Annotated in this window: 17 protein-coding genes; 12 read left to right on the plus strand and 5 right to left on the minus strand. The window is 53.6% G+C overall.

The genetic code is table 11. The features are described from left to right. Positions 1–58 precede the first annotated feature (58 nt). Complete coding sequence (gene folE2, locus V7028_RS03245) at positions 59–856, minus strand: GTP cyclohydrolase FolE2 (protein ID WP_334118671.1); 798 nt, start codon at positions 854–856, stop codon at positions 59–61. Between the two features lie 282 nt (positions 857–1,138). On the opposite strand from folE2, the gene V7028_RS03250 reads away from it, so the two are divergent. The 12 genes from V7028_RS03250 (at position 1,139) to V7028_RS03305 (ending at position 15,233) form a co-directional block, all read left to right on the plus strand. Continuing rightward, positions 1,139–2,080, plus strand: a complete 942-nt coding sequence (locus V7028_RS03250) for a MerR family transcriptional regulator (RefSeq protein ID WP_334118672.1) — start codon at positions 1,139–1,141, stop codon at positions 2,078–2,080. Positions 2,081–2,085: 5 nt separating this feature from the next. Beyond that, complete coding sequence (locus V7028_RS03255) at positions 2,086–2,259, plus strand: DUF2256 domain-containing protein (RefSeq protein ID WP_334118673.1); 174 nt, start codon at positions 2,086–2,088, stop codon at positions 2,257–2,259. A 1-nt stretch (position 2,260) separates the two neighbouring features. Then, complete coding sequence (locus V7028_RS03260) at positions 2,261–3,802, plus strand: cryptochrome/photolyase family protein (RefSeq protein ID WP_334118674.1); 1,542 nt, start codon at positions 2,261–2,263, stop codon at positions 3,800–3,802. 172 nt (positions 3,803–3,974) lie between these two features. Then, positions 3,975–5,144 (plus strand): CCA tRNA nucleotidyltransferase, encoded by a 1,170-nt coding sequence (locus V7028_RS03265; RefSeq protein ID WP_334118675.1) that lies wholly within the window; start codon positions 3,975–3,977, stop codon positions 5,142–5,144. Positions 5,145–5,157: 13 nt separating this feature from the next. Continuing rightward, positions 5,158–5,724 (plus strand): TIGR00730 family Rossman fold protein, encoded by a 567-nt coding sequence (locus V7028_RS03270; protein ID WP_334118753.1) that lies wholly within the window; start codon positions 5,158–5,160, stop codon positions 5,722–5,724. Between the two features lie 4 nt (positions 5,725–5,728). Continuing rightward, on the plus strand, positions 5,729–6,478 hold the full coding sequence (locus tag V7028_RS03275) for a sulfite exporter TauE/SafE family protein (RefSeq protein ID WP_334118676.1): 750 nt from the start codon (positions 5,729–5,731) through the stop codon (positions 6,476–6,478). Positions 6,479–6,521: 43 nt separating this feature from the next. Continuing rightward, on the plus strand, positions 6,522–6,911 hold the full coding sequence (locus tag V7028_RS03280; protein ID WP_334118677.1) for a hypothetical protein: 390 nt from the start codon (positions 6,522–6,524) through the stop codon (positions 6,909–6,911). 4 nt (positions 6,912–6,915) lie between these two features. Continuing rightward, positions 6,916–7,548 (plus strand): FMN-binding negative transcriptional regulator, encoded by a 633-nt coding sequence (locus V7028_RS03285; RefSeq protein WP_334118678.1) that lies wholly within the window; start codon positions 6,916–6,918, stop codon positions 7,546–7,548. Positions 7,549–7,616: 68 nt separating this feature from the next. Further along, positions 7,617–8,870, plus strand: a complete 1,254-nt coding sequence (locus V7028_RS03290; RefSeq protein ID WP_334118679.1) for a DUF2254 domain-containing protein — start codon at positions 7,617–7,619, stop codon at positions 8,868–8,870. A gap of 57 nt (positions 8,871–8,927) precedes the next feature. Next, positions 8,928–10,667, plus strand: coding sequence for an arginine--tRNA ligase (gene argS / locus V7028_RS03295; protein ID WP_334118680.1), 1,740 nt, complete (start codon positions 8,928–8,930; stop codon positions 10,665–10,667). Between the two features lie 130 nt (positions 10,668–10,797). After that, positions 10,798–14,778: an FAD/FMN-binding oxidoreductase gene (locus tag V7028_RS03300; RefSeq protein WP_334118681.1), complete on the plus strand. Its 3,981-nt coding sequence runs from the start codon at positions 10,798–10,800 to the stop codon at positions 14,776–14,778. Further along, positions 14,775–15,233 (plus strand): HIT family protein, encoded by a 459-nt coding sequence (locus V7028_RS03305; protein WP_334118682.1) that lies wholly within the window; start codon positions 14,775–14,777, stop codon positions 15,231–15,233. The genes V7028_RS03300 and V7028_RS03305 overlap by 4 nt, the downstream gene beginning before the upstream one ends. 35 nt (positions 15,234–15,268) lie before the next feature. Here V7028_RS03305 and V7028_RS03310 read toward each other — a convergent pair whose 3' ends face one another. From V7028_RS03310 to phoB, 4 genes are all read right to left on the minus strand, one after another. After that, positions 15,269–15,610: a hypothetical protein gene (locus tag V7028_RS03310; protein WP_334118683.1), complete on the minus strand. Its 342-nt coding sequence runs from the start codon at positions 15,608–15,610 to the stop codon at positions 15,269–15,271. Then, a complete protein-coding gene (locus V7028_RS03315; RefSeq protein ID WP_334118684.1) occupies positions 15,607–17,487 on the minus strand; it encodes an adenylate/guanylate cyclase domain-containing protein in 1,881 nt (626 codons plus the stop codon). Before V7028_RS03315 ends, V7028_RS03310 begins: the two co-directional genes overlap by 4 nt. 251 nt (positions 17,488–17,738) lie before the next feature. Continuing rightward, positions 17,739–19,085: a phosphate regulon sensor histidine kinase PhoR gene (gene phoR, locus V7028_RS03320; RefSeq protein WP_334118685.1), complete on the minus strand. Its 1,347-nt coding sequence runs from the start codon at positions 19,083–19,085 to the stop codon at positions 17,739–17,741. 40 nt (positions 19,086–19,125) lie between these two features. Continuing rightward, positions 19,126–19,833, minus strand: a complete 708-nt coding sequence (phoB, locus tag V7028_RS03325; protein ID WP_334118686.1) for a phosphate regulon transcriptional regulator PhoB — start codon at positions 19,831–19,833, stop codon at positions 19,126–19,128. Positions 19,834–19,932 lie beyond the last annotated feature (99 nt).

Consider the following 19,932-nt stretch of genomic DNA (forward strand, 5'->3'; position numbering starts at 1 on the left):
TTAACGCTAGCATGCTAACCCGATATTGATCATGAAACACGGTGCAGGTTCTCAGACCTCAACGGCGTTTGTCTTCCTCAATCCAGGCCACCGCAGAATGGTTGTGAATTGATTCAAAATTCTCGCTTTCAATTCGGTAAGCCAAAACTTTTTTGTTCGCTTTCAGGCGAATGGCTACATCGCGAACCAGGTCTTCTACAAACTTGGGGTTGTCGTATGCGCGTTCGGTGACATATTTTTCATCGGTACGCTTGAGCAATCCCCACAATTCACAAGAGGCCGATTCTTCGGCCATCCGGATCAAGTCTTCCACGGCGAGCCCGTCACCGGTCAGGGCGCGAATGGTGATGTGGCTGCGCTGGTTGTGCGCCCCGTATTCCGAAATGTTTTTCGAACACGGGCACAGGCTGGTCACTGGCACCACAACACCAATGAACACGTCGGTGGATGCACCATTGTTGTTTGCTTCCAGTGTTACTTCATAATCCAGCAAGCTGGCCACGCCTGAAACCGGTGCGACCTTGCGCATGAAATAAGGAAATTTCATGGTGATCGTCCCCGCGCTCGAATCCAGCCGATGCAGCATGTTCCCCATCATCTGCCTCATCCCTGCCGGATTCAGTGCACTTTCCTGCGTCTGCAGAATTTCAAGAAACCTCGACATGTGGGTGCCTTTGACATTGGCCGGCAGAAAAACCGACATGTCAATGATGGCCACCGAGGGCTGTGGGCCTTCGAGTGTTTCCACAATAATGGGGTGTTTGATAGCCCGCACCCCCACGCGCTGGATGGCAATGTTGCGCATGTCGGCACGGGATTGTTCGTCTGGCAGGTAAAGTCCTTCAGGTGCGTTCATGATAAAGCGTTCCAATAATAATTACTGCACTGTGATTGGGTGTGCATCAAGTGCACGGCGAACTATATTGTTGGTCTTGAGACTTTGGGTTAGACAGACTGTCGAGCATACAAGCTATGGTATCTGCCAGAATGTCTCTGTATGTGTGGTGAAATCTCAGCCAATGTGCTAATTTGATTGCAAATCGAGGTTTCGGTTCCATTATTATTCGTTCAGTTGTGCAAGTCAATTTGTCTAGGACAAAGAAATGATGTTGAAGTTTCAAAGCAGTCGGGTTGCGGTATGAATGAGCGTGCAGATTTAAACCAGCCATCGTTTTCAATTGCGGCAGTGGAACGAGACACCGGTTTGCCGAAAGACACCTTGCGGGTATGGGAAAAACGTTACAAATTTCCCCAGCCCGGGCGCGATTCCTTCGGTGAGCGCATTTATTCAATTGACCAGGTCGAAAAACTTCGCGTTATCAAACGCCTGCTTGACGGAGGCCATCGCCCAGGCAAAATTATTGGCTTGCGCATTGATGAATTGGTGAAGCTGGCCGAGGTCAGCAGTGCCGGTTCCCGCATGAATGTGGCACCCGACAGCCTGGACGAATTGAATGGTTACATGGAGTTGATCAAGCGTCACGATGCCGAGGAATTCCGTCAGGCTATGTCGCGCCTTACCCTTGCCCTGGGTTTGCGCCGCTTTGTGGTTGAAATAGTGACCCCCATGAATGCCATGGTGGGCGATGCCTGGGCGCGTGGCTACTTTGAAATTTTTGAAGAGCACATTTACACCGAAACCATTCAAGTGGTGTTGCGCAACGCGCTAAATACCATTCCGCCGACCCGAAAAGGGCCGCGCGTGCTACTGACCACCTTGCCCAACGAGTTGCATGGTTTGGGCTTGCTGATGGCGGAATGCATTTTTTCCATGGAAGGTGCGCAGTGTGTTTCGCTGGGTACCCAAACACCCATTTACGACATTGTTCTGGCTACCCGTGCACAGAACATCAACATTGTGGCCCTTTCATTCTCGGTCATCCAGAGTTCACCCGCGGTGCTGGAAGCCGTGGCTGAGCTGCGTGAAAAGCTGCCGCCCACAGTTGAAATCTGGTGTGGTGGTTCATCCACTGCCTTGCGCAAAAAACCTTCCGAGGACTTCGTGCTGTTGTCCAGCCTGGAATCCATTGGCGAGTCCATCGCGGACTGGCGCCTGCGCAACAAACTCAATCAGCATTAATTCCAGTGGCGGGCAAGCAGCAATCGTTCAAAGGCAATAAATCGTATTTGCCGAGCAAACCGTGCACTGTTTGCGGCAAAGACATGAGCTGGCGCAAAAGCTGGGCCAAGAATTGGGGTGAGGTGAAATATTGTTCAGACGCTTGCCGCAAGGCGGTGCCAAGAACGGGTAGCAAATAACATGAGCAGCACATCGAAAGCCGTGGTGGTGTTGGGCGATCAACTCGACCTGAACAACCCCGCATTGTTGGCCAACCCCCCGGAATCTGCCCACATCGTGATGGTTGAATCGCCTTGCGAATCAACGGTGGTGTGGGTGCACAAGGTGCGTATTGCCTTGTTTCTCAGTGCCATGCGGCATTTTGCCGATGCGTTGCGCAAAGCGGGCTACACCGTGCATTACCGGCGCCTTTCTGACACGGGCAAGAACAGCCTTGTTGATGAGGTAGAGCAGGTGTGCCGGCAACAGGGTTACACCAGCATTGACATGGCCGAGCCCGGTGAGTGGCGACTGGAACAGGATTTTCTGCAGCTTGCCAAGACAGCCGGCCTTAGACTTCGCTTGCTGGAAGACACGCATTATTTGTGCAGCCGCGCTGAATTCGCCAAGTGGGCCAGTGGCTACAAGCAAATGCGCATGGAATATTTTTACCGCGAAATGCGCAAGCGAAGCGGCGTGCTGATGGAAGGCGCCGAGCCTGCTGGTGGCAAGTGGAATTTCGATGCCGACAATCGCAGTGCTTTTCCAAAAGCAGGGCCTGGCGACATTGCACCGACCGCAGCGTTTGAACCCGATGACATTACCCGGCAGGTGTTTGCAGACGTAGAACAATATTTTCCTGCGCACCCCGGCACGCTTGCCAATTTTCAATGGCCTGTTACGCGTGAACAGGCTTTGCGGGCACTGGACACGTTCATCGAAAACCGCTTCGCCAATTTCGGTGCGTATCAGGACGCCATGTGGACCAATACACCATTTGGCTGGCACTCGCTTGTTTCCAGTTCCATCAACCTGCATTTGCTGCACCCGCTGGAAGTCATTCAAAAAGCCGAAGCTGCATACCGCGCGGGCAAGGTGGATGTGGCCAGTGCGGAAGGCTTTATTCGCCAAGTTCTGGGGTGGCGTGAATTCATGCGCGGCGTGTATTGGCTCGACATGCCCAGGATGCGGGAAGACAACTATTTGCAAGCCACGCGAGATTTGCCCAAGTGGTTCTGGACTGGCAATACCCACATGAATTGCCTGAAAGATTCCATCGGGCAGACGCTGGATCACGGTTATGCGCACCACATACAACGCTTGATGGTGATTGGCAATTTTGCCCTGTTGGCGGGCCTTGTACCGCAACAGGTAGAAGACTGGTTTCTGGCGGTGTATGTGGACGCAGTGGAATGGGTTGAATTGCCCAACGTAGCGGGCATGGCCCTGTTTGCCAATGGTGGGCGCTTTACCAGCAAACCCTACATTGCATCGGGTGCTTACATCAAGCGCATGAGCAACTACTGTACGGGTTGCAAATACAACCCGGCTGAGAAAGCTGGTGATAATGCCTGCCCTTTCACCACCCTGTATTGGGGTTTTCTGGACCAGCACGAAAAAATGCTGTCAGCCAACCCCCGCACTGGATTGATGGCCAAAAACATCGCACGGCTTGATGATTCCCAACGCACCGCACTTCGACAAAAAGTGGCCGACACCTTCAAGAATATTGAACAACTGTAAGCCCATGACTTGTTATGGTGAAACCTGTCAAACAGGTTCAAGGAGTACGGTATGGGTTTGTTGGTAGACGGGCTATTGACTTCGGGCGCAAGCACAACCGCACGCGCTTGCCCTCAATCCACGGGGGTTGATTCAATGGTAACCTTGGGCAACATTCTTATCTGTGTTGCCCATGGTCCGCCATCCTGAACTTCAAGGTTTTCAAGCCGATTCCGTTATTGCCCGCCTGCCGGATTCTGTTCAGGTATTTGTGGTCGGTGGCGCAGTGCGTGACGCTTTGTTGAAACGCCACAGCAGCGACAGAGACTGGGTGGTGGTTGGCGCAACGGTTGACAGCATGCTGGCTGCCGGTTTTACGCCCGTAGGGGCTGACTTCCCCGTGTTTCTTCACCCAATTACCAAAGAAGAATATGCCTTGGCCCGCACCGAACGAAAAAGCGGACATGGCTACAAGGGCTTTACCTTTCATGCCAATCCAACTGTCAGCCTTGCGGAAGACCTGGCGCGCCGCGACTTCACAGTGAACGCAATGGCCATGAGTTCGGCAGGCGAGTTGATTGACCCCTACGGTGGTTTTACCGATCTTCAACACAGGGTGATGCGCCATGTCAGCCCTGCCTTTGTGGAAGATCCTTTGCGCGTGTTGCGTCTGGCCCGTTTTCTGGCGCGTTTTCTTGATTTTACTGTGGTCGATGAAACCATTGCCTTGTGCAACACCCTGCGTGAAAGCGGTGAATTGACGCACTTGGTTGCCGAGCGAATTTTTGCAGAACTGAACAAAGGCATGGAGGAAGAAAAACCCTCGCGCATGATCAAACTGCTGACCAAGCTGGATGCATGGTTTGAATTGGGCGGTTCTCGCGCGTTGCTGTTTGCCCGCCTTGAGGACAGTCGATTAAAAACCGTTGATCAGTTGGGCACAGCATTTGACCGATGGGTTTATCAGTTGGCGCAGCTGGCTGAAAAGAACGAAGTCAAGCAGTTGGCCGATCATTGGCGGATTCCCAAAGAAATTCAGCAGGCTGCGATCGTGTTTGTTGAACTTGAAAAATTTTGGCAGAACGCGAAGTTTGATGCCGCAGATTTTGGCGATTTATTTGATCGAGTCGACCTGTATCGCAGGCCAGAACGACTTGAAGATGTACATCGCCTGTTCAAGCAGGCCAAAGGCAGCAAGGCAGAATTCCGGCTGGTTGATTTGGCTGTTGAACAGGTGCGCTCCGGTGTTTACAAAAAATTCATTGCTAACGCGATCCAACAAGCTGGGCCTGATGTGGTGGTGGCTCAAGTGGTCACGGAGGCACGCCGTTTCTGGTTGGATCTTATTCATGCGGCCTACTGAGTCAATTGTGATGATGAAAAAAATCTGTGTGTATTGTGGTTCAAGCCAGGGTAGCCGGGCTGAGTATGCGGAGGGCGCAAGGGCCCTGGCACGGGCATTGGTCAGCAATGACTTGGGCCTCGTGTATGGCGGTTCAAACCTGGGTTTGATGGGTGTGGTTGCCCAAGAAGTGCTGGCACAAGGTGGTAGCGCAATCGGTGTTATTCCAGAATCATTGGTCACCAAAGAATTGGCGCACCCCGCACTGACTGAGCTGATAGTGACCCGCAACATGCACGAGCGCAAGGCCATGATGGCTGAGCTGTCTGATGGTTTCATTGCCTTGCCCGGCGGCTTGGGAACCTTCGAGGAGTTGTTTGAAATCCTGACCTGGGCTCAACTAAGTTTTCATCACAAACCCGTGGGTGTGCTCAATGTGAATGGCTACTACGATGGTTTGCTGTCGTTTCTGGACCATGCACACAGCGAAGCATTCATTCGCACCCAACATCGTGACATGTTGATGGCCAGTGCTTGTCCCGTAGAACTTCTGGGGGCTTTCAGGAAATACGACGCTCCGGCAGTTGTGAAATGGGTGTAGCGCAGTGATTGCACTTAACGATTACACCCTGATTGTGGGTATGGCTTTTCTGGTCGCCGGGTTTGTGAAAGGCGTCACGGGTATGGGCTTGCCACCTATTGCTATTGGCTTGATGGCTGTGGCGGTGCCGCCTGTGCAGGCTGCCGCCTTGATTGTGATGCCCTCCATGGTCAGCAATGTGTGGCAAATGTTGGTTGGGCCCGGTTTTTTCAAAGCAGTCCGTAGATTTGGCTTGCTGTTGCTCATGGTGTGTGTGGGTGCAGCGTTTGGCGTGGGTGTGCTAACCGGTGAATCGCCAGCCTATGCAACACTGGCTTTGGGCCTGGTCTTGTTTGTGTATGCCGTGCTGGGCTTGTTTAAGTTCAATATGCATGTCAAGCCGCAAAACGAACCCTGGGCATCGCCTTTGGTGGGTGGGCTTACCGGGTTTTTGGCAGGTGCAACCGGTGTGTCGTCGGTGCCTTCTGCGCCCTATATGAATTCGCTGGGCCTTCACAAAGACGAGTTACTGCAGGCCTTGGGTCTGGTATTCACCATGGGCACTTTTGCCTTGGCGGTGGGTTTGTACGTGAACGGCCGCTTCGAATTGGCCGCTGCCTGGGAATCAACGCTGTGCCTTCTTCCCACGATGCTGGGCGTATTTGCGGGCCAGAAGTGCCGCGCACTAATCGGTGCAGAAACATTCAAAACGGTTTTCTTTGTGGGGTTGTTGACCTTGGGTGCCTACATGATTGTCCGTGTGCTTTGGCTGTAGGCTGATATACACTGAAGGCCACACAAAAGCCGGGGAGAAAAACATGCGGCGCATGCTTGTTGCAATGTGCGTGTTGGCAGGCCTGACTGGCCTTGCAGGTGCAGGCTTGGTTCAGGCGGCACCCATTTCAGCCGAGAAAGCGGTCGCCCGTTTGGATCAGGAAGTACAGGTTCAAATGAAGGTCCGGTCCAGTAAATTGCGCACAGATCGCGATGAAGTTGACCTGAATTCACACACCAATTTTCGTGACCCTGCCAACCTGGCCGTGGTCATCGATGGTCGCGTGGCCGCTTGGTATTCCTATCAAGGAATACACGACTTGCCAAAATTCTTTTTTGGTAAAACCATTGTGGTGTCGGGTCTGGTTGAGCAATTCGCCGATCAAACCCGAATTCTTGTAGTCGACCCAGCCCAGATTCAAATCGTGAAATAAGCCCATGTATTTACCCAAGCAGTTTGAAGAAACCTCGACCCCTGTTTTGCTGGGTTTGATCAAAGCCCACCCACTGGCCACGGTAATTACCGTGTCGGCCTCGGGGCTGAATGCCAATCACATTCCCATGGTTCTGGCCGAGAATACCGATGGGCAAACGGTGCTGCGTGGCCATGTGGCGCGCGCCAATCCAATCCTGGCTGATTTGGAAGTGTCGCCCCAAACACTGTTGGTGTTTCAAGGGGCTGAACATTACATTACGCCTTCTTGGTATGCCACTAAGGCAGAAACGGAAAAAGTAGTGCCCACCTGGAATTACGCGGTGGTGCATGTGAAAGGACAAATGCGTGTTGTGGATGATGCAGCTTGGCTACACCAGCAACTGGAAGATTTAACTGCACAACAGGAGGCAGGGCGAACCATGCCCTGGTCTGTGAATGATGCACCCGCCGGGTTTCTGGATCAAATCAAGCAGGCCATTGTGGGTTTCGAGGTTCAAATCGAGAGCATGGTTGGCAAATGGAAAGTGAGCCAGAACCAGCCGCCTGGAAACAGGGCCACAGTTGTGCAGGGGCTTGAAGGTGAGGGCACTGACAAGGCCCTGCAAATGCGTGATCTGGTGAAGAAAAACCTTTGAGCCTTGCAAAGGCATTTTGCCTGGGTGGGCAAAAAGAAATAAATCAATTAGTCAGAGGGTCGATTGTCATGAATGAAAACTGGTTGTTTCATCTGAACAGAGTTCGAGAAAAACTTTGGGTGAAGCCTTTGTTCATGTGTCTGCTGTCGATCGCGGCAGCTTTTCTCGCTACCTTGGCCGATCGGCCAGGCGTGGGGGAATGGTTGCCCCCGGTCAGCAAAGAATCCGTTGAAACCCTGCTTGAGCTTGTGGCCTCTACCATGCTGGTTATTGCCATGTTTTCGGTGGGTTCAATGGTGTCTGCCTACACCTCCGCCAGCAGTTCTGCCACCCCCCGGTCTTTTCCGCTGGTGGTGGCCGATGACACGTCTCAAAATGCATTGTCCACCTTCATTGGCGTGTTTATCTTCAGTGTGGTGGCTTTGATTGCCTTGAAAAATGATTTCTACGAACAGGCTGGTGTCTTTGCGCTGTTTGTACTCACTATCTTTGTGTTTGCAATCGTGATCCTCGCCTTCATTCGCTGGGTGGACAGCATTGCCCGTTTGGGGCGTTTGGGCAACACAATCGACAAAGTTGAGGCAGCCACGTCGGCCGCCTTCCAGCAGCGGCTTGATATGCCTTATCTGGGTGGCCAAATGGCCACCGGGGCGCCGCCGAAAGGGTTGCCGGTTATTAGGCAATCAATTGCCTATTTGCAGCGGATTGACATGCTCAAATTGCAATCGCTGGCCGAAAAATTTGAGGTAAAAGTGCATGTTCTATCGCTTCCCGGCACCTTCTGCACGCCCAGTCGTGCCGTTGCAGTGCTTGAACAGACAACGCAATCTGAATCGCTGTCCGATGAGTGTTTAAAAGCAATTGGTGAATGTTTTGTGCTGGCTGACAACCGCACTTTTGATCAGGACCCAAGGTTTGGTGTGGTTGTGCTGTGTGAAATTGCCAGCCGGGCCTTGTCGCCGGCTGTTAATGACCCCGGTACTGCGATCGACGTGATCGGCACACTTGTGCGCCTGTTCCATCAGTGGGTCAATTGCAAGCAGGGTACGGTCCTCGAGGTTCAATATGATCGAGTCGTCGTTCCCGGTTTGCTTGAACAAGACCTTTTTGACGATGCTTTCACCGGAATTGCCCGCGATGGCGCCGGTACCGTTGAAGTGGGTATTCGGTTGCAGAAAGCCTTTGAGTGCTTGTGCGCACTCGATTACAAGCCGATTTCAGAAGCGGCTGCTTTTCATTCACGCCTGGCATTGGCTCGAAACGAGCTCGCCATGGCTTTGCCGCAAGACATTGAGGCAGTCAGAAGCGCAGCCAGGTTCTAGGCCCGGAATCCTTGGTACAATCAGGGGCTTAGCTCAACACAGCCCCAACACCTCCCCATGCTTGCCCAACAACGAAATACGCTGATCGCCGCATTTGAAGCGGCCGCTGCTGCTGCCCTCAACCAGCCTTTTGAGGGTGTGGTTACGCTAGAAAAGCCCAAAGACCCCAGCCACGGCGATGTGGCCTGTAATTTGGCCATGCAAATGGCCAAGCCCGCCCGCCGCAACCCGCGTGAACTGGCCCAACTGCTGGCCGAGCATGTGAAAGCCAACCCAGCCTGTTCTGGTTTGGTTGATGCCGTTGAAATTGCAGGCCCAGGGTTTATCAATATCCGCCTTGGCCAACAAGCCCGCGTGGCGGTGGTGGCAGAGGTGCTGAAGCAGGGCGCTGAATTTGGCAAATCCCCTGCCCATGCTGGTGAAACTGTGCTGATCGAATTTGTATCTGCCAACCCCACTGGCCCATTGCATGTGGGCCACGGCCGCCAGGCCGCATTGGGCGACGCCATGGCCGCAGTCATGAAAACCCAAGGTTGGAAAGTTCACAAAGAGTTTTATTACAACGATGCCGGGGTGCAAATTCAAACCCTGGCCACGTCCGTCCAGGCTCGCGCCAGGGGTATTAATCCCGGTGATGCCGCATGGCCTGAAAGTGCCTACAACGGCGATTACATTGCCGACATTGCAAACGATTTCCTGGCTGGCAAAGAAGTGAAGGCAGCCGATGGCGAGCCGGTGAAAGGCAGTGGCAATGTAGAAGACTTCGAATCCATTCGCGCCTTTGCCGTGGCTTACCTGCGCGCCGAGCAAGACCTTGATTTGAAGGCCTTTGGTGTGAATTTTGACCAGTTTTATCTGGAAAGCTCGCTGTATTCCGAGGGCAAGGTTGAAGATGCGGTGGCAAAAATGGTCGCTTCCGGCAAAACTTTTGAGGAGGGGGGGGCACTGTGGCTGCGCTCGACCGATTACGGCGACGACAAAGACCGGGTCATGCGCAAATCCGAAGGCGGCTACACCTATTTCGTACCCGATGTGGCCTACCACATCCAGAAATTCAAACGTGGCTTTGGCAAAGTGATCAACATTCAGGGCACCGACCACCATGGCACCATTGCCCGTGTTCGTGCTGGTTTGCAGGCCTGCAATGTGGGTATTCCACAGGGCTACCCTGACTACGTGCTGCACAAAATGGTCACTGTGATGAAAGGCGGTCAGGAAGTGAAAATTTCCAAGCGTGCTGGCAGTTACGTCACTGTGCGCGATCTTGTTTGCTGGTCGGGCGGTGTGGATGAAAGCCAACCCATGCTGAGCCAGCCCGAAGCGTTGACCAAAGGCCGCGATGCGGTGCGCTTCTTTTTGGTCAGCCGCAAAGCCGACACAGAATTCGTGTTTGATGTGGATTTGGCCTTGGCACAATCCGATGAAAACCCTGTGTATTACGTGCAGTACGCCCATGCCCGCATTCATTCCATTCTGGATCAGGCTGAAGTGGATTTGAACACCCTAGACAAGGCGGATTTGACCCTGTTGGGCGCACCTTCCGAGCTCGCTTTGCTCAGAACGTTGGTTTCTTACCCGGACATTTTGTCCAAGGCAGCCGAAGAGTTGGCGCCGCACCACATCGCGTTTTACCTGCGCGAACTGGCTGCCGCCTTCCACACCTTCTACAACGCCGAGCGGGTTCGCATTGACGATTTGCCGCTGAAAACCGCGCGCGTGGCCTTGCTGGTGGCTGTGGCCACCGTGTTGGCCAACGGCTTGGCGGTGTTGGGGGTTTCAGCGCCCAAGCGGATGTAAAAGTTACAGGAAGAAAGCCGCAAAACCCTTGTGTTATAAGGGTTTTGGGAGAAAATTGAGGAGGCGCCACTCTAGGCGCAACTACCCGCTTTTTGTTACCATGAAAGGCTAAGCAGTCCAAAGGTTTTACATGAACGCACCCGTTGAATTGAACACATTGAAACCCTCAGCCGGCGAAACCGCTCGCCTGCGGGAAATTCCATACAACTACACCTCGTTTTCGGACCGTGAAATCGTGATCCGTTTGCTCGGCGAGTCGGCCTGGAACATTCTTCAAGAGCTGCGCCAGGAAAGAAAAACCGGCCGGTCAGCGCGCATGCTGTTCGAAGTGCTGGGTGACATCTGGGTGGTGCGCCGCAATCCGTATCTGCAAGACGACCTGCTGGACAACCCCAAGCGCCTTACTGCGCTGATCGAGGCGTTGTTTCACCGCTTGAGCGAAATTGATGCCCGCCGCGTGGAAGTGAAAGAGGCCGCAGTTGAAGCCGATTCACAAGATCGCAGCGCAAAGGTGCGTGAACTGCTGACAGCCGCAGAAAAAGCCGTGTTTGAATTCCAGCGCGAACTGGAAGCCATGGCCGTATTGCGTGGTCGTGCCCGCAAGATATTGGGCGAACACACCGCGAAAGACAACATCAAATACGATGGTTTGTCCCGTGTTTCCCACGTGACCGACGCCACTGACTGGCGCGTTGAATACCCGTTTGTTGTGCTTACGCCCGATCGCGAATCTGAAATTCCAGGTTTGGTGAAAGCCTGTATCGATTTGGGCCTTACCATTATTCCTCGTGGAGGCGGCACAGGCTACACCGGTGGCGCAGTGCCCCTTACGGCCTTGTCTGCCATCATCAACACCGAAAAGCTTGAAGAGCTTGGCCAGGTGAAAATGGAAGTGCTGCCGGGCTTGAGCGAAGAATACGCTACCGTGTTTTCCGGTGCGGGTGTGGTGACCAAGCGTGTGTCGGAAGCGGCCGAAGCCGCAGGCCGCGTGTTTGCCGTCGACCCCACCTCGGCTGAAGCCAGTTGTATTGGCGGCAACGTCGCCATGAACGCAGGCGGCAAGAAAGCCGTGTTGTGGGGAACAGCGCTGGACAATCTGGCCTGGTGGAGGATGGTCGACCCGCAGGGCGACTGGCTTGAAGTAACGCGGGTGAACCACAACCTGAGCAAAATTCACGACGCACCGCAGGCAGATTTCGACCTGGTGTGGTCTGATGGCCGCTTGGCACCCAATGCCAAAATTCTGAAAACCGAACGCCTGACTGTTGAAGGCGCGCGTTTCCGCAAGGTGGGTTTGGGCAAAGACGTGACCGATAAGTTTCTGGCCGGCCTGCCCGGCATTCAGAAAGAAGGTTGCGATGGGCTGATTACGTCAGCGAAGTGGATTTTGCACCGCATGCCCAAGCACACCCGCACAGTGTGCCTGGAGTTTTATGGCCAGGCCCGCGACGCAGTGCCTTCGATTGTTGAAATCAAGAACTACCTAGATACCGAGGGCAAGGCCATGGGCGCCATTCTGGCGGGTCTTGAGCACCTCGACGAGCGCTATTTGCGCGCGGTGAAGTACAGCCCGAAATCCAAGCGTGGCGCATTCCCGAAAATGGTGTTGTTCGGCGACATCGTGGGCGACGATGAAAACGCAGTGGCCCAAGCTGCTTCTGAAGTGGTGCGCCTGTCCAACGGCCGTGCTGGTGAAGGCTTTGTGGCGGTCAGCCCTGAGGCCCGCAAGAAGTTCTGGCTTGACCGTGCCCGCACGGCGGCCATTGCGCGCCACACCAACGCCTTCAAGATCAACGAAGACGTGGTTATTCCCCTGCCGCGCATGGGCGAGTACACCGACGAAATTGAGCGCATCAACATTGAGTTGTCGATTCGCAACAAGCTGAAACTGGTTGCCGCGCTGCGTTCATTTTTTGAGAAGCCGCTAACACTTGGCAAAACAGACGAAGTTGATTCCACCAAACTGTCGACCGAAGACCTGGTGGGCGACCGCGTGGGCCGTGCCGTTGAATTGCTTGATGCGGTGCACGAGCGCTGGAGCTGGTTGCTGGGCAATATGAACATGCCCCTGGCACAAGCCAACCCGGTGTTGAAAACCTTGGGGCTGGGTCATCTGGATGCCGCGCTTGAAAAGCGTTTGGCTGAACAGCCCGAGGCCACTGTGTTTGATGTGCTGCAAGATCGCACCATTCGCGTTAGCTGGAAAACCGAGTTGCGCCACAACCTGAACCGCATTTTCGAGGGCGGCGTGTTTGTGCCCGTGATGGAAGAATGCAAGGCCATTCACAAGCAGGTGCTGCGTGGCCGCTTGTTCGTGGCGCTGCACATGCACGCTGGCGACGGGAACGTGCACACCAACATCCCGGTGAATTCTGACGACTATGAAATGCTGCACGAAGCGGAACACACCGTGGACCGCATCATGCAAATTGCGCGCAATCTGGATGGTGTTATTTCCGGTGAACACGGCATTGGCATTACCAAATACCAATACCTGACCAAGGAAGAGCTGCAGCCTTTCCAGGATTACAAGCAGCGCATTGACCCAGAAGGCCGCTTCAACAAAGGCAAGTTGTTGCCCGGTGGCGACTTGACCAACGCTTACACGCCCAGCTTCAATTTGATGGGCCATGAAAGCCTGATCATGAGCCAAAGCGACATTGGTTCAATCGCCGATTCCGTGAAAGATTGTCTGCGTTGCGGCAAGTGCAAGCCTGTGTGTTCTACCCACGTGCCGCGTGCCAACTTGCTGTACAGCCCGCGCAACAAAATTCTGGCCACATCACTGTTGGTCGAGGCTTTCCTGTACGAAGAACAAACCCGCCGTGGTGTGTCCATCAAGCATTGGGAAGAATTCGAAGATGTGGCCGACCATTGCACGGTGTGCCACAAGTGCTTGACGCCTTGCCCTGTTGACATCGACTTTGGCGATGTGTCCATGAACATGCGTGCCTTGTTGCGCAAGATGGACAAGAAAAGCTTCAACCCCGGCACGGCCCTGGCCATGACTTTCCTGAATGCGAAAGACCCGGCCACCATCAAGGCCCTGCGCGTGGGCATGACCGGCATTGGCTACAAGCTGCAGCGCGGCGCCTACAAAGTGGCCAAATCGCTGGGCATGTTGAATAAGCAAACGGCCAAGCCGCCCGCCACAGTGGGCAAGGCACCGATACGTGAGCAGGTGATTCACTTCATCAACAAGCCCATGCCCGGTGGTTTGCCCAAGAAAACTGCGCGTGCCTTGCTTGATATCGAGAACAGCGATTACGTGCCAGTGATTCGCAACCCGAAAACCACGCAGGCCGACACCGAGGCCGTGTTTTATTTCCCCGGTTGCGGTTCCGAACGCCTGTACAGCCAGGTGGGTTTGGCCACGCAAGCCATGTTGTGGAACGTGGGCGTGCAAACCGTGTTGCCACCCGGTTATCTGTGTTGCGGTTACCCGCAGCGCGGGGCAGGGCAGTACGACAAAGCAGAGAAAATGATTACCGACAACCGTGTGCTGTTCCACCGCGTGGCCAATACACTGAACTACCTCGACATTAAAACCGTGGTGGTCAGCTGCGGCACGTGTTACGACCAGTTGCAGGGTTATGAGTTCGAGAAGATTTTCCCCGGCTGCCGCATCATCGACATTCATGAATTCCTGATGGAAAAAGGCGTGAGGCTGGAGAACGTCACCGGTACGCAGTACATGTACCACGACCCTTGCCACACGCCCATGAAAACCTACGACCCGCTGAAGGTTGTCAACCAGTTGATGAACAGCGAACTGCAAGGCCAGAACATCACCAAGAACGACCGTTGCTGTGGGGAATCCGGCACCTTTGGTGTGTCACGTCCCGATGTGGCCACGCAGGTTCGATTCCGCAAGGAAGAGGAAATGCGTAAGGGCGCAGACAAGTTGCGCGAGAAGGCACCCCAGGCGGATGTGAAAATTCTGACCAGCTGCCCGTCCTGCCTGCAGGGCCTGAGCCGCTACAGCGACGACGCCAACCTTGAGGCCGACTACATTGTGGTGGAAGTTGCCAAGCATGTGTTGGGCAAAGACTGGTTGCAGAACTACGTGAAAGACGCCAACGACGGTGGCATTGAACGCATTCTGGTATGACCGATCACCTTGAGCAAACCACCAATTGCCTCCTGTGTGCTACACCGGGTGGTGATTGGGTGTTCAACTGCAGCAAGTTCCGCGTGATCGAAGCGATGGATGCCGATTACCCCGGCTTTCTTCGTTTGGTCTGGAACGACCATGTGCGCGAGTTCTCTGATTTAAGTCGCGAAGACCGTATGCTGTGCATGGATGCGGTGGTGGTGCTTGAGCAATTCGTGTTGCGTGTGTTCAAAGCCGACAAAGCCAATATTGCCACCTTGGGCAATGTAGTGCCGCATTTGCACTGGCATGTCATTCCCCGTTTCACTGACGATAAACACTTTCCTGCGCCCGTTTGGGCTACTGCCAAGCCGGGTGTTTCATTGTCGCCCCGCCAGCAGTTGGTACTTGATTCCAAGCCGAAATGGATGCTGGCGCTGCGGGCTGAGTTGTTGGCGGCGTTTCCGGGCTAAGTTGCAGCCCGTGTGCTCAGCTAGAAAAAAATTTGTCAGTCGGCACTGTGTTCGTCTGTGGAATCTTTGCGAATAACAACACCTCCAGCCACTGGCTTATGCTTTTTCTGCCTGGTGCTTTCTTCATCTTGCGGCGCTCTCATCATTTTCTCAGAGCTCTGCGGCGACATTGCAGGCGGTCTTGGCGGCGATGGCATCGCCGACGGTCTTACGTCTTCCGTTTTCTGTTCTTGAATGTCCTTGGTGTCGACATCGCCAGATTCAGCTTGCCCAGTATTAACCTGCAAAGTGAGCACAACAGCTGTCAAAGCGATACATGAGTTTCTCGAACAAGCAATCAATGCGTTCATTCGGTACAATTTAAAAGGCTTGATCATCGCTTCATTTCCATTCCAAAAACCGCCATGTCGGCTCGCCCCTTTAACGCTTGCGGCCCAAAATTTGTCATTTTTAGATTACCTAAATTCGGAAACTCGGCAAAGTGTTTATCAACAGGCATTGAAGCTTCTTGATTCATCCTCTCAGCAAATGCTTTCGAGCACAATACATATGTGCCCAGGTCTTTGCTCAAACTTTCAATTCGCGCAGTGGCGTTGACCGTATCACCAATCGCCGTGTATTCGAAACGATCCGGGCTTCCAATGTGACCAATCACCGCCCACCCAAAATGCAATCCAATGCCGATTTGAATGGGTTGCTGCCCCCTTGCTTCAAGCGTCTTATTGAAACTTTCTAGTTCATTCTGCATTTTCAGGGCACAACAGGCAGCTTGCGTGGCAGGCCTTAGTAACGAATTGGGTGCACCAAAAAAGGCCATCAAACCATCTCCGATGAATTTGTCGACAGTGCCCCCAGACTCATGCACCACACGTGTCATCCGTCCAAAATAATCATTGAGCAACTGCACCACTTGCTCGGCTGAGTGCTTTTCTCCGAAGCGAGTAAATCCACGAATATCTGAAAAAAGAATGGCAACTTCAACTTCTTTGCCTTGCCCGGACCCGTCAATCGATCCCTTCAATATTCCATCAAGCACTGAAGGGCTGACATACCCTCCAAATACTTTTTTAAGTCGCCGCTTTTCAGACAAGTTAACAATATTGTCAAACACAAGTCGAAAAACCACCAGTGAAGCCCCGCACACCCACACCAAACTCAAAGGCAACCACAAAGACAGGTTCATCAGCAGCGCTTGAACTACGGTAGCACTGAGCATCGTCACAAGCACTGACAACTCAAACAAACGCTGTGATGGTAGCCACCACAAAGCCGCTGTAACAAGGGTTAAAACAATCGGAATCCAATCAGGCAGTGCCGTTATACCCCGTTTACTAACAATGTTGCGAAAAATTTGAGCGTGAAAAAGAACACCCGGCACGTAGGTTGTGTCCCCCAACCAAGCTGCCAAAGGATGCGGTGAAAAATGACTGTCTATGTTTTGCATTACCGCACCAAAAAGCACAGGCCGACCCTCAAACCGGGAGTTAAGCCACTCTTTGTCGCCACGCTCACTTGCCTGAATCACATCCATCATCGGGATGTAATCAAATTTTTCGCCAATACTGAAATCAATCCACCCGGCTTTAACTCCTGGCAAACCCATGGCCACAGCCATTTCATTGGCCAAACCGTGTTTTGTCTCGTCTGGCTGGCACACTGAATCTGGAAGTGTCCGGATCATTCCGTCCACATCCTGACAAAACATCGCGGAGGTTACCGCCTCAAACTTGCCGGGTTGGCTGTCCAATACTTTTTGAAAATCAGGGTGAATCGGGCTGAAATCTGATTTCTCTGAATCCCATACCTTGATCGCAACAATCGGTACTGAACGACTTGCGTTGGCAAGGCCCTGTATCAACCGTTGATGAAAATTAACTTGCGGATTGTCCGCAAGGTAGATCGAATCAAAACGTTTAACGGGAAAGGCAAAATCAACCCCGATTACAGCCGGTTTGGCTGAAGCCAAAGCCTCCAGCAATTTGGCAATCCAAACATGACTAAGGGCAATTGGCGTTTCGACCTGATCAACAAATTGATCGTCCATACCCACAATCACAGGATTCAGGCGAGGCAGTAACTCGCTGGCTTTGTTGTTTGAAGATTGGGAGAAACGAATCTGCAAACGTTGCTGAGCATCCAGCGTTGCAGTGTCCAACTCGGGCAACAATTCAACCCAAGACAAACCCAAAAGAATCGCAACCAATACAATGGGGCAAAGTGCTCGAATTAGATTGATCTGAGGTGCTTTTAGCATAAGAGCAAGTGTACCGCAGGACCCTGTTTTCGGGCCTAACCCTTGATGCAAGATTTACTTGAAAACAAAGGTTAAAAGCGTGCCTTTGTCGATTACGTGGGTTTGCTGGGGACTTACGGTGACGCTGTGTGTTTCGCATGTCCCAAAGCCAGAAGCATCAAGCCGGAATCAGAAGACCTGCTTGGGCAAGGTGGCGCAGCATTCTAGTCGACGAGCGCAGCACCTCACGCAACAACCGCACCACGCGTCGCTCAACCAGCCGTCGCTTCAGCAACCGCAGGCTTTGAAGCCGCACCAGCCTTCGCCAGCGGCATCAGAATGGTGAAGGTACTGCCCGCATTCGGCCGGCTTTCAATGTCCAGTTCACCATCGTGGCGTTGCACCACATGCTTTACGATCGCCAGGCCCAAACCAGTACCACCGCTTTCGCGTGAACGGCTGCGGTCTACGCGGTAGAAACGTTCAGTCAGGCGGGGTATGTGTTCAGCCGAAATGCCAATACCCGTGTCGCGCACTACAAATGCGGCGCAGGGCTTGCCGATCTCGTTTTCTGCTCGTCGCAGGGTGATGCTGATTTTTCCTTTCTCTGGCGTGTAGCGCACCGCATTGGTCACAATGTTTGAGAACGCGCTGAATATTTCTGTTGAATTGCCAAAGCCATTCAGGCCTTTTTCCACTTCGACTGAAATTTCGTGCTTGCCAGCAGACAGCTGCTGCGCTTCATCGCCGGTTTTTTGGGCAATGCCGCTCAAATCAACCGGTTCGCCACCTTCACCAGCATTGGGCGATGATTCCAGCGCCGACAGCGCCAGCAGGTCTTCCACCAGGTTTTGCATGCGGTTGGCCTGGGTGTACATCAGGTTCAGGTACTCGGTTTGCTGCGCTTTGCTCAAAGGCAGGTCACGAAAAGTTTCCAGAAAGCCGCTGAGCACGGTCAACGGCGTTTTCAATTCATGCGACACATTGGCAATGAAATCACGGCGCATGCGTTCAAGCTTTTCAACCTGGGTTACATCGCGCGAAAGCACCAGCATTTGTTGGTCACCGTAGCTGACCAGTTGCACGGAAAGCACTTTGCTGCGGCTGCGCGGTGCGGTCATGATCAAAGGCTGTTCCCATGAGCGGCTGCGAATGTATTGGGAAAAATTCGGGTTTCGCACCAGGTTGATCAATGGTTGCCCAATGTCGCTGCCCAGTTTCAGGCCCAAGTGGTCTTGTGCGGTGTCGTTGCACCAGGAAATATGGCCTTCGGAATCGAGCGTGACCACGCCATCGGGCAGCGCCTGCGCGGCGGTACGAAATGAAACCAGGGCATTGGTCAGTGCCTGCTGCTGGCGCTGGTGCAGGCGAAGGTAGCGAAACAGTTTGGCGGCCAGGTCGTCCCACCAGCCCGACACATCGGGCACGTTTTCAACCTTGAAATTGTCCAGCCACTCAATAATTCGCAGGCCAGACCGTACGTGCAGAACATACACAAACAGCGAGGCCAGAATAGACCCCGCCACTGCCCCTTTGTGGCCAGCAAGCATTTGGCCCACGATGGCGGCTGCACCCAGCACCATGGCCAATAAAATCAATCGAAAAAGGATGAATGCCATAGGTGCGTATTTTAGGGGAATATCCCGCCGGGGGGAGCCCTTAGTTCAATGCACTTTCATTTTGCGTTGCAGTAAAACGGTAGCCTGCTCCCCGAACCGTTTCAATCAGGCGGTCGTGGCCTGAAATGGTCAGTGCCTGGCGCAGGCGTCGAATGTGTACGTCCACGGTGCGCTCCTCCACAAACACGTGGTCGCCCCACACCTGGTCCAGCAACTGGGTGCGGCTGTGCACGCGCTCGGGGTGGGTCATGAAAAAGTGCAGCAGGCGGAATTCTGTGGGGCCCATGTCGATAATCTTGTCGTGGCCCATGATGCGGTGCGTCACCGGGTCCAGCTTCAAGCCATGTACTTCCACAATGTCGTCGGTTAGTTGGGGCGCGCGGCGGCGCAGCACTGCCTTGATACGGGCCAGCAGCTCCTTGGGTGAGAAAGGCTTGGTGATGTAGTCATCCGCACCCGCTTCAAGGCCGTCAATCTTGTCCTGTTCTTCCGTGCGGGCTGTCAGCATGATCACGGGTACCGCGCGGGTGCGCTCGTGGGCGCGCAGTTCATGGGCAAACTGAATGCCGGTTTTTCCCGGCAGCATCCAGTCCAGTAGCACCAAGTCGGGCAGTTCGGCGGTGATCAGGGTTTTGGCCTGGTCTGCATCGGTGGCGCGCAGCACTTTGTGCCCAGCAAAGCTAAGGTTCACCGCAATCAGTTCTGCAATCGCCGGTTCATCTTCTACAACTAAAATTGTGCTGGACATCGTGCTTTCCTTTTCTCTGGCTTGTTTGGTCTTGAGCAATGCCACCTAAAGTAGTGGATTAACATGACAGTAATATGACACTTGAATGAATCGTCATCA

The organism is Limnobacter sp. (assembly GCF_036846585.1).
Taxonomy (GTDB): Bacteria; Pseudomonadota; Gammaproteobacteria; order Burkholderiales; family Burkholderiaceae_B; genus Limnobacter.

Coding starts and splice junctions, on each gene's coding strand:
- folE2 (WP_334118671.1), bottom strand. CDS start 856: ATGAACGCACCTGAAGGACTTTACCTGCCAGACGAACAATCCCGTGCC.
- V7028_RS03250 (WP_334118672.1), top strand. CDS start 1,139: ATGAATGAGCGTGCAGATTTAAACCAGCCATCGTTTTCAATTGCGGCA.
- V7028_RS03260 (WP_334118674.1), top strand. CDS start 2,261: ATGAGCAGCACATCGAAAGCCGTGGTGGTGTTGGGCGATCAACTCGAC.
- V7028_RS03265 (WP_334118675.1), top strand. CDS start 3,975: ATGGTCCGCCATCCTGAACTTCAAGGTTTTCAAGCCGATTCCGTTATT.
- V7028_RS03270 (WP_334118753.1), top strand. CDS start 5,158: ATGAAAAAAATCTGTGTGTATTGTGGTTCAAGCCAGGGTAGCCGGGCT.
- V7028_RS03280 (WP_334118677.1), top strand. CDS start 6,522: ATGCGGCGCATGCTTGTTGCAATGTGCGTGTTGGCAGGCCTGACTGGC.
- V7028_RS03285 (WP_334118678.1), top strand. CDS start 6,916: ATGTATTTACCCAAGCAGTTTGAAGAAACCTCGACCCCTGTTTTGCTG.
- V7028_RS03290 (WP_334118679.1), top strand. CDS start 7,617: ATGAATGAAAACTGGTTGTTTCATCTGAACAGAGTTCGAGAAAAACTT.
- argS (WP_334118680.1), top strand. CDS start 8,928: ATGCTTGCCCAACAACGAAATACGCTGATCGCCGCATTTGAAGCGGCC.
- V7028_RS03300 (WP_334118681.1), top strand. CDS start 10,798: ATGAACGCACCCGTTGAATTGAACACATTGAAACCCTCAGCCGGCGAA.
- V7028_RS03305 (WP_334118682.1), top strand. CDS start 14,775: ATGACCGATCACCTTGAGCAAACCACCAATTGCCTCCTGTGTGCTACA.
- V7028_RS03310 (WP_334118683.1), bottom strand. CDS start 15,610: ATGATCAAGCCTTTTAAATTGTACCGAATGAACGCATTGATTGCTTGT.
- V7028_RS03315 (WP_334118684.1), bottom strand. CDS start 17,487: ATGCTAAAAGCACCTCAGATCAATCTAATTCGAGCACTTTGCCCCATT.
- phoR (WP_334118685.1), bottom strand. CDS start 19,085: ATGGCATTCATCCTTTTTCGATTGATTTTATTGGCCATGGTGCTGGGT.
- phoB (WP_334118686.1), bottom strand. CDS start 19,833: ATGTCCAGCACAATTTTAGTTGTAGAAGATGAACCGGCGATTGCAGAA.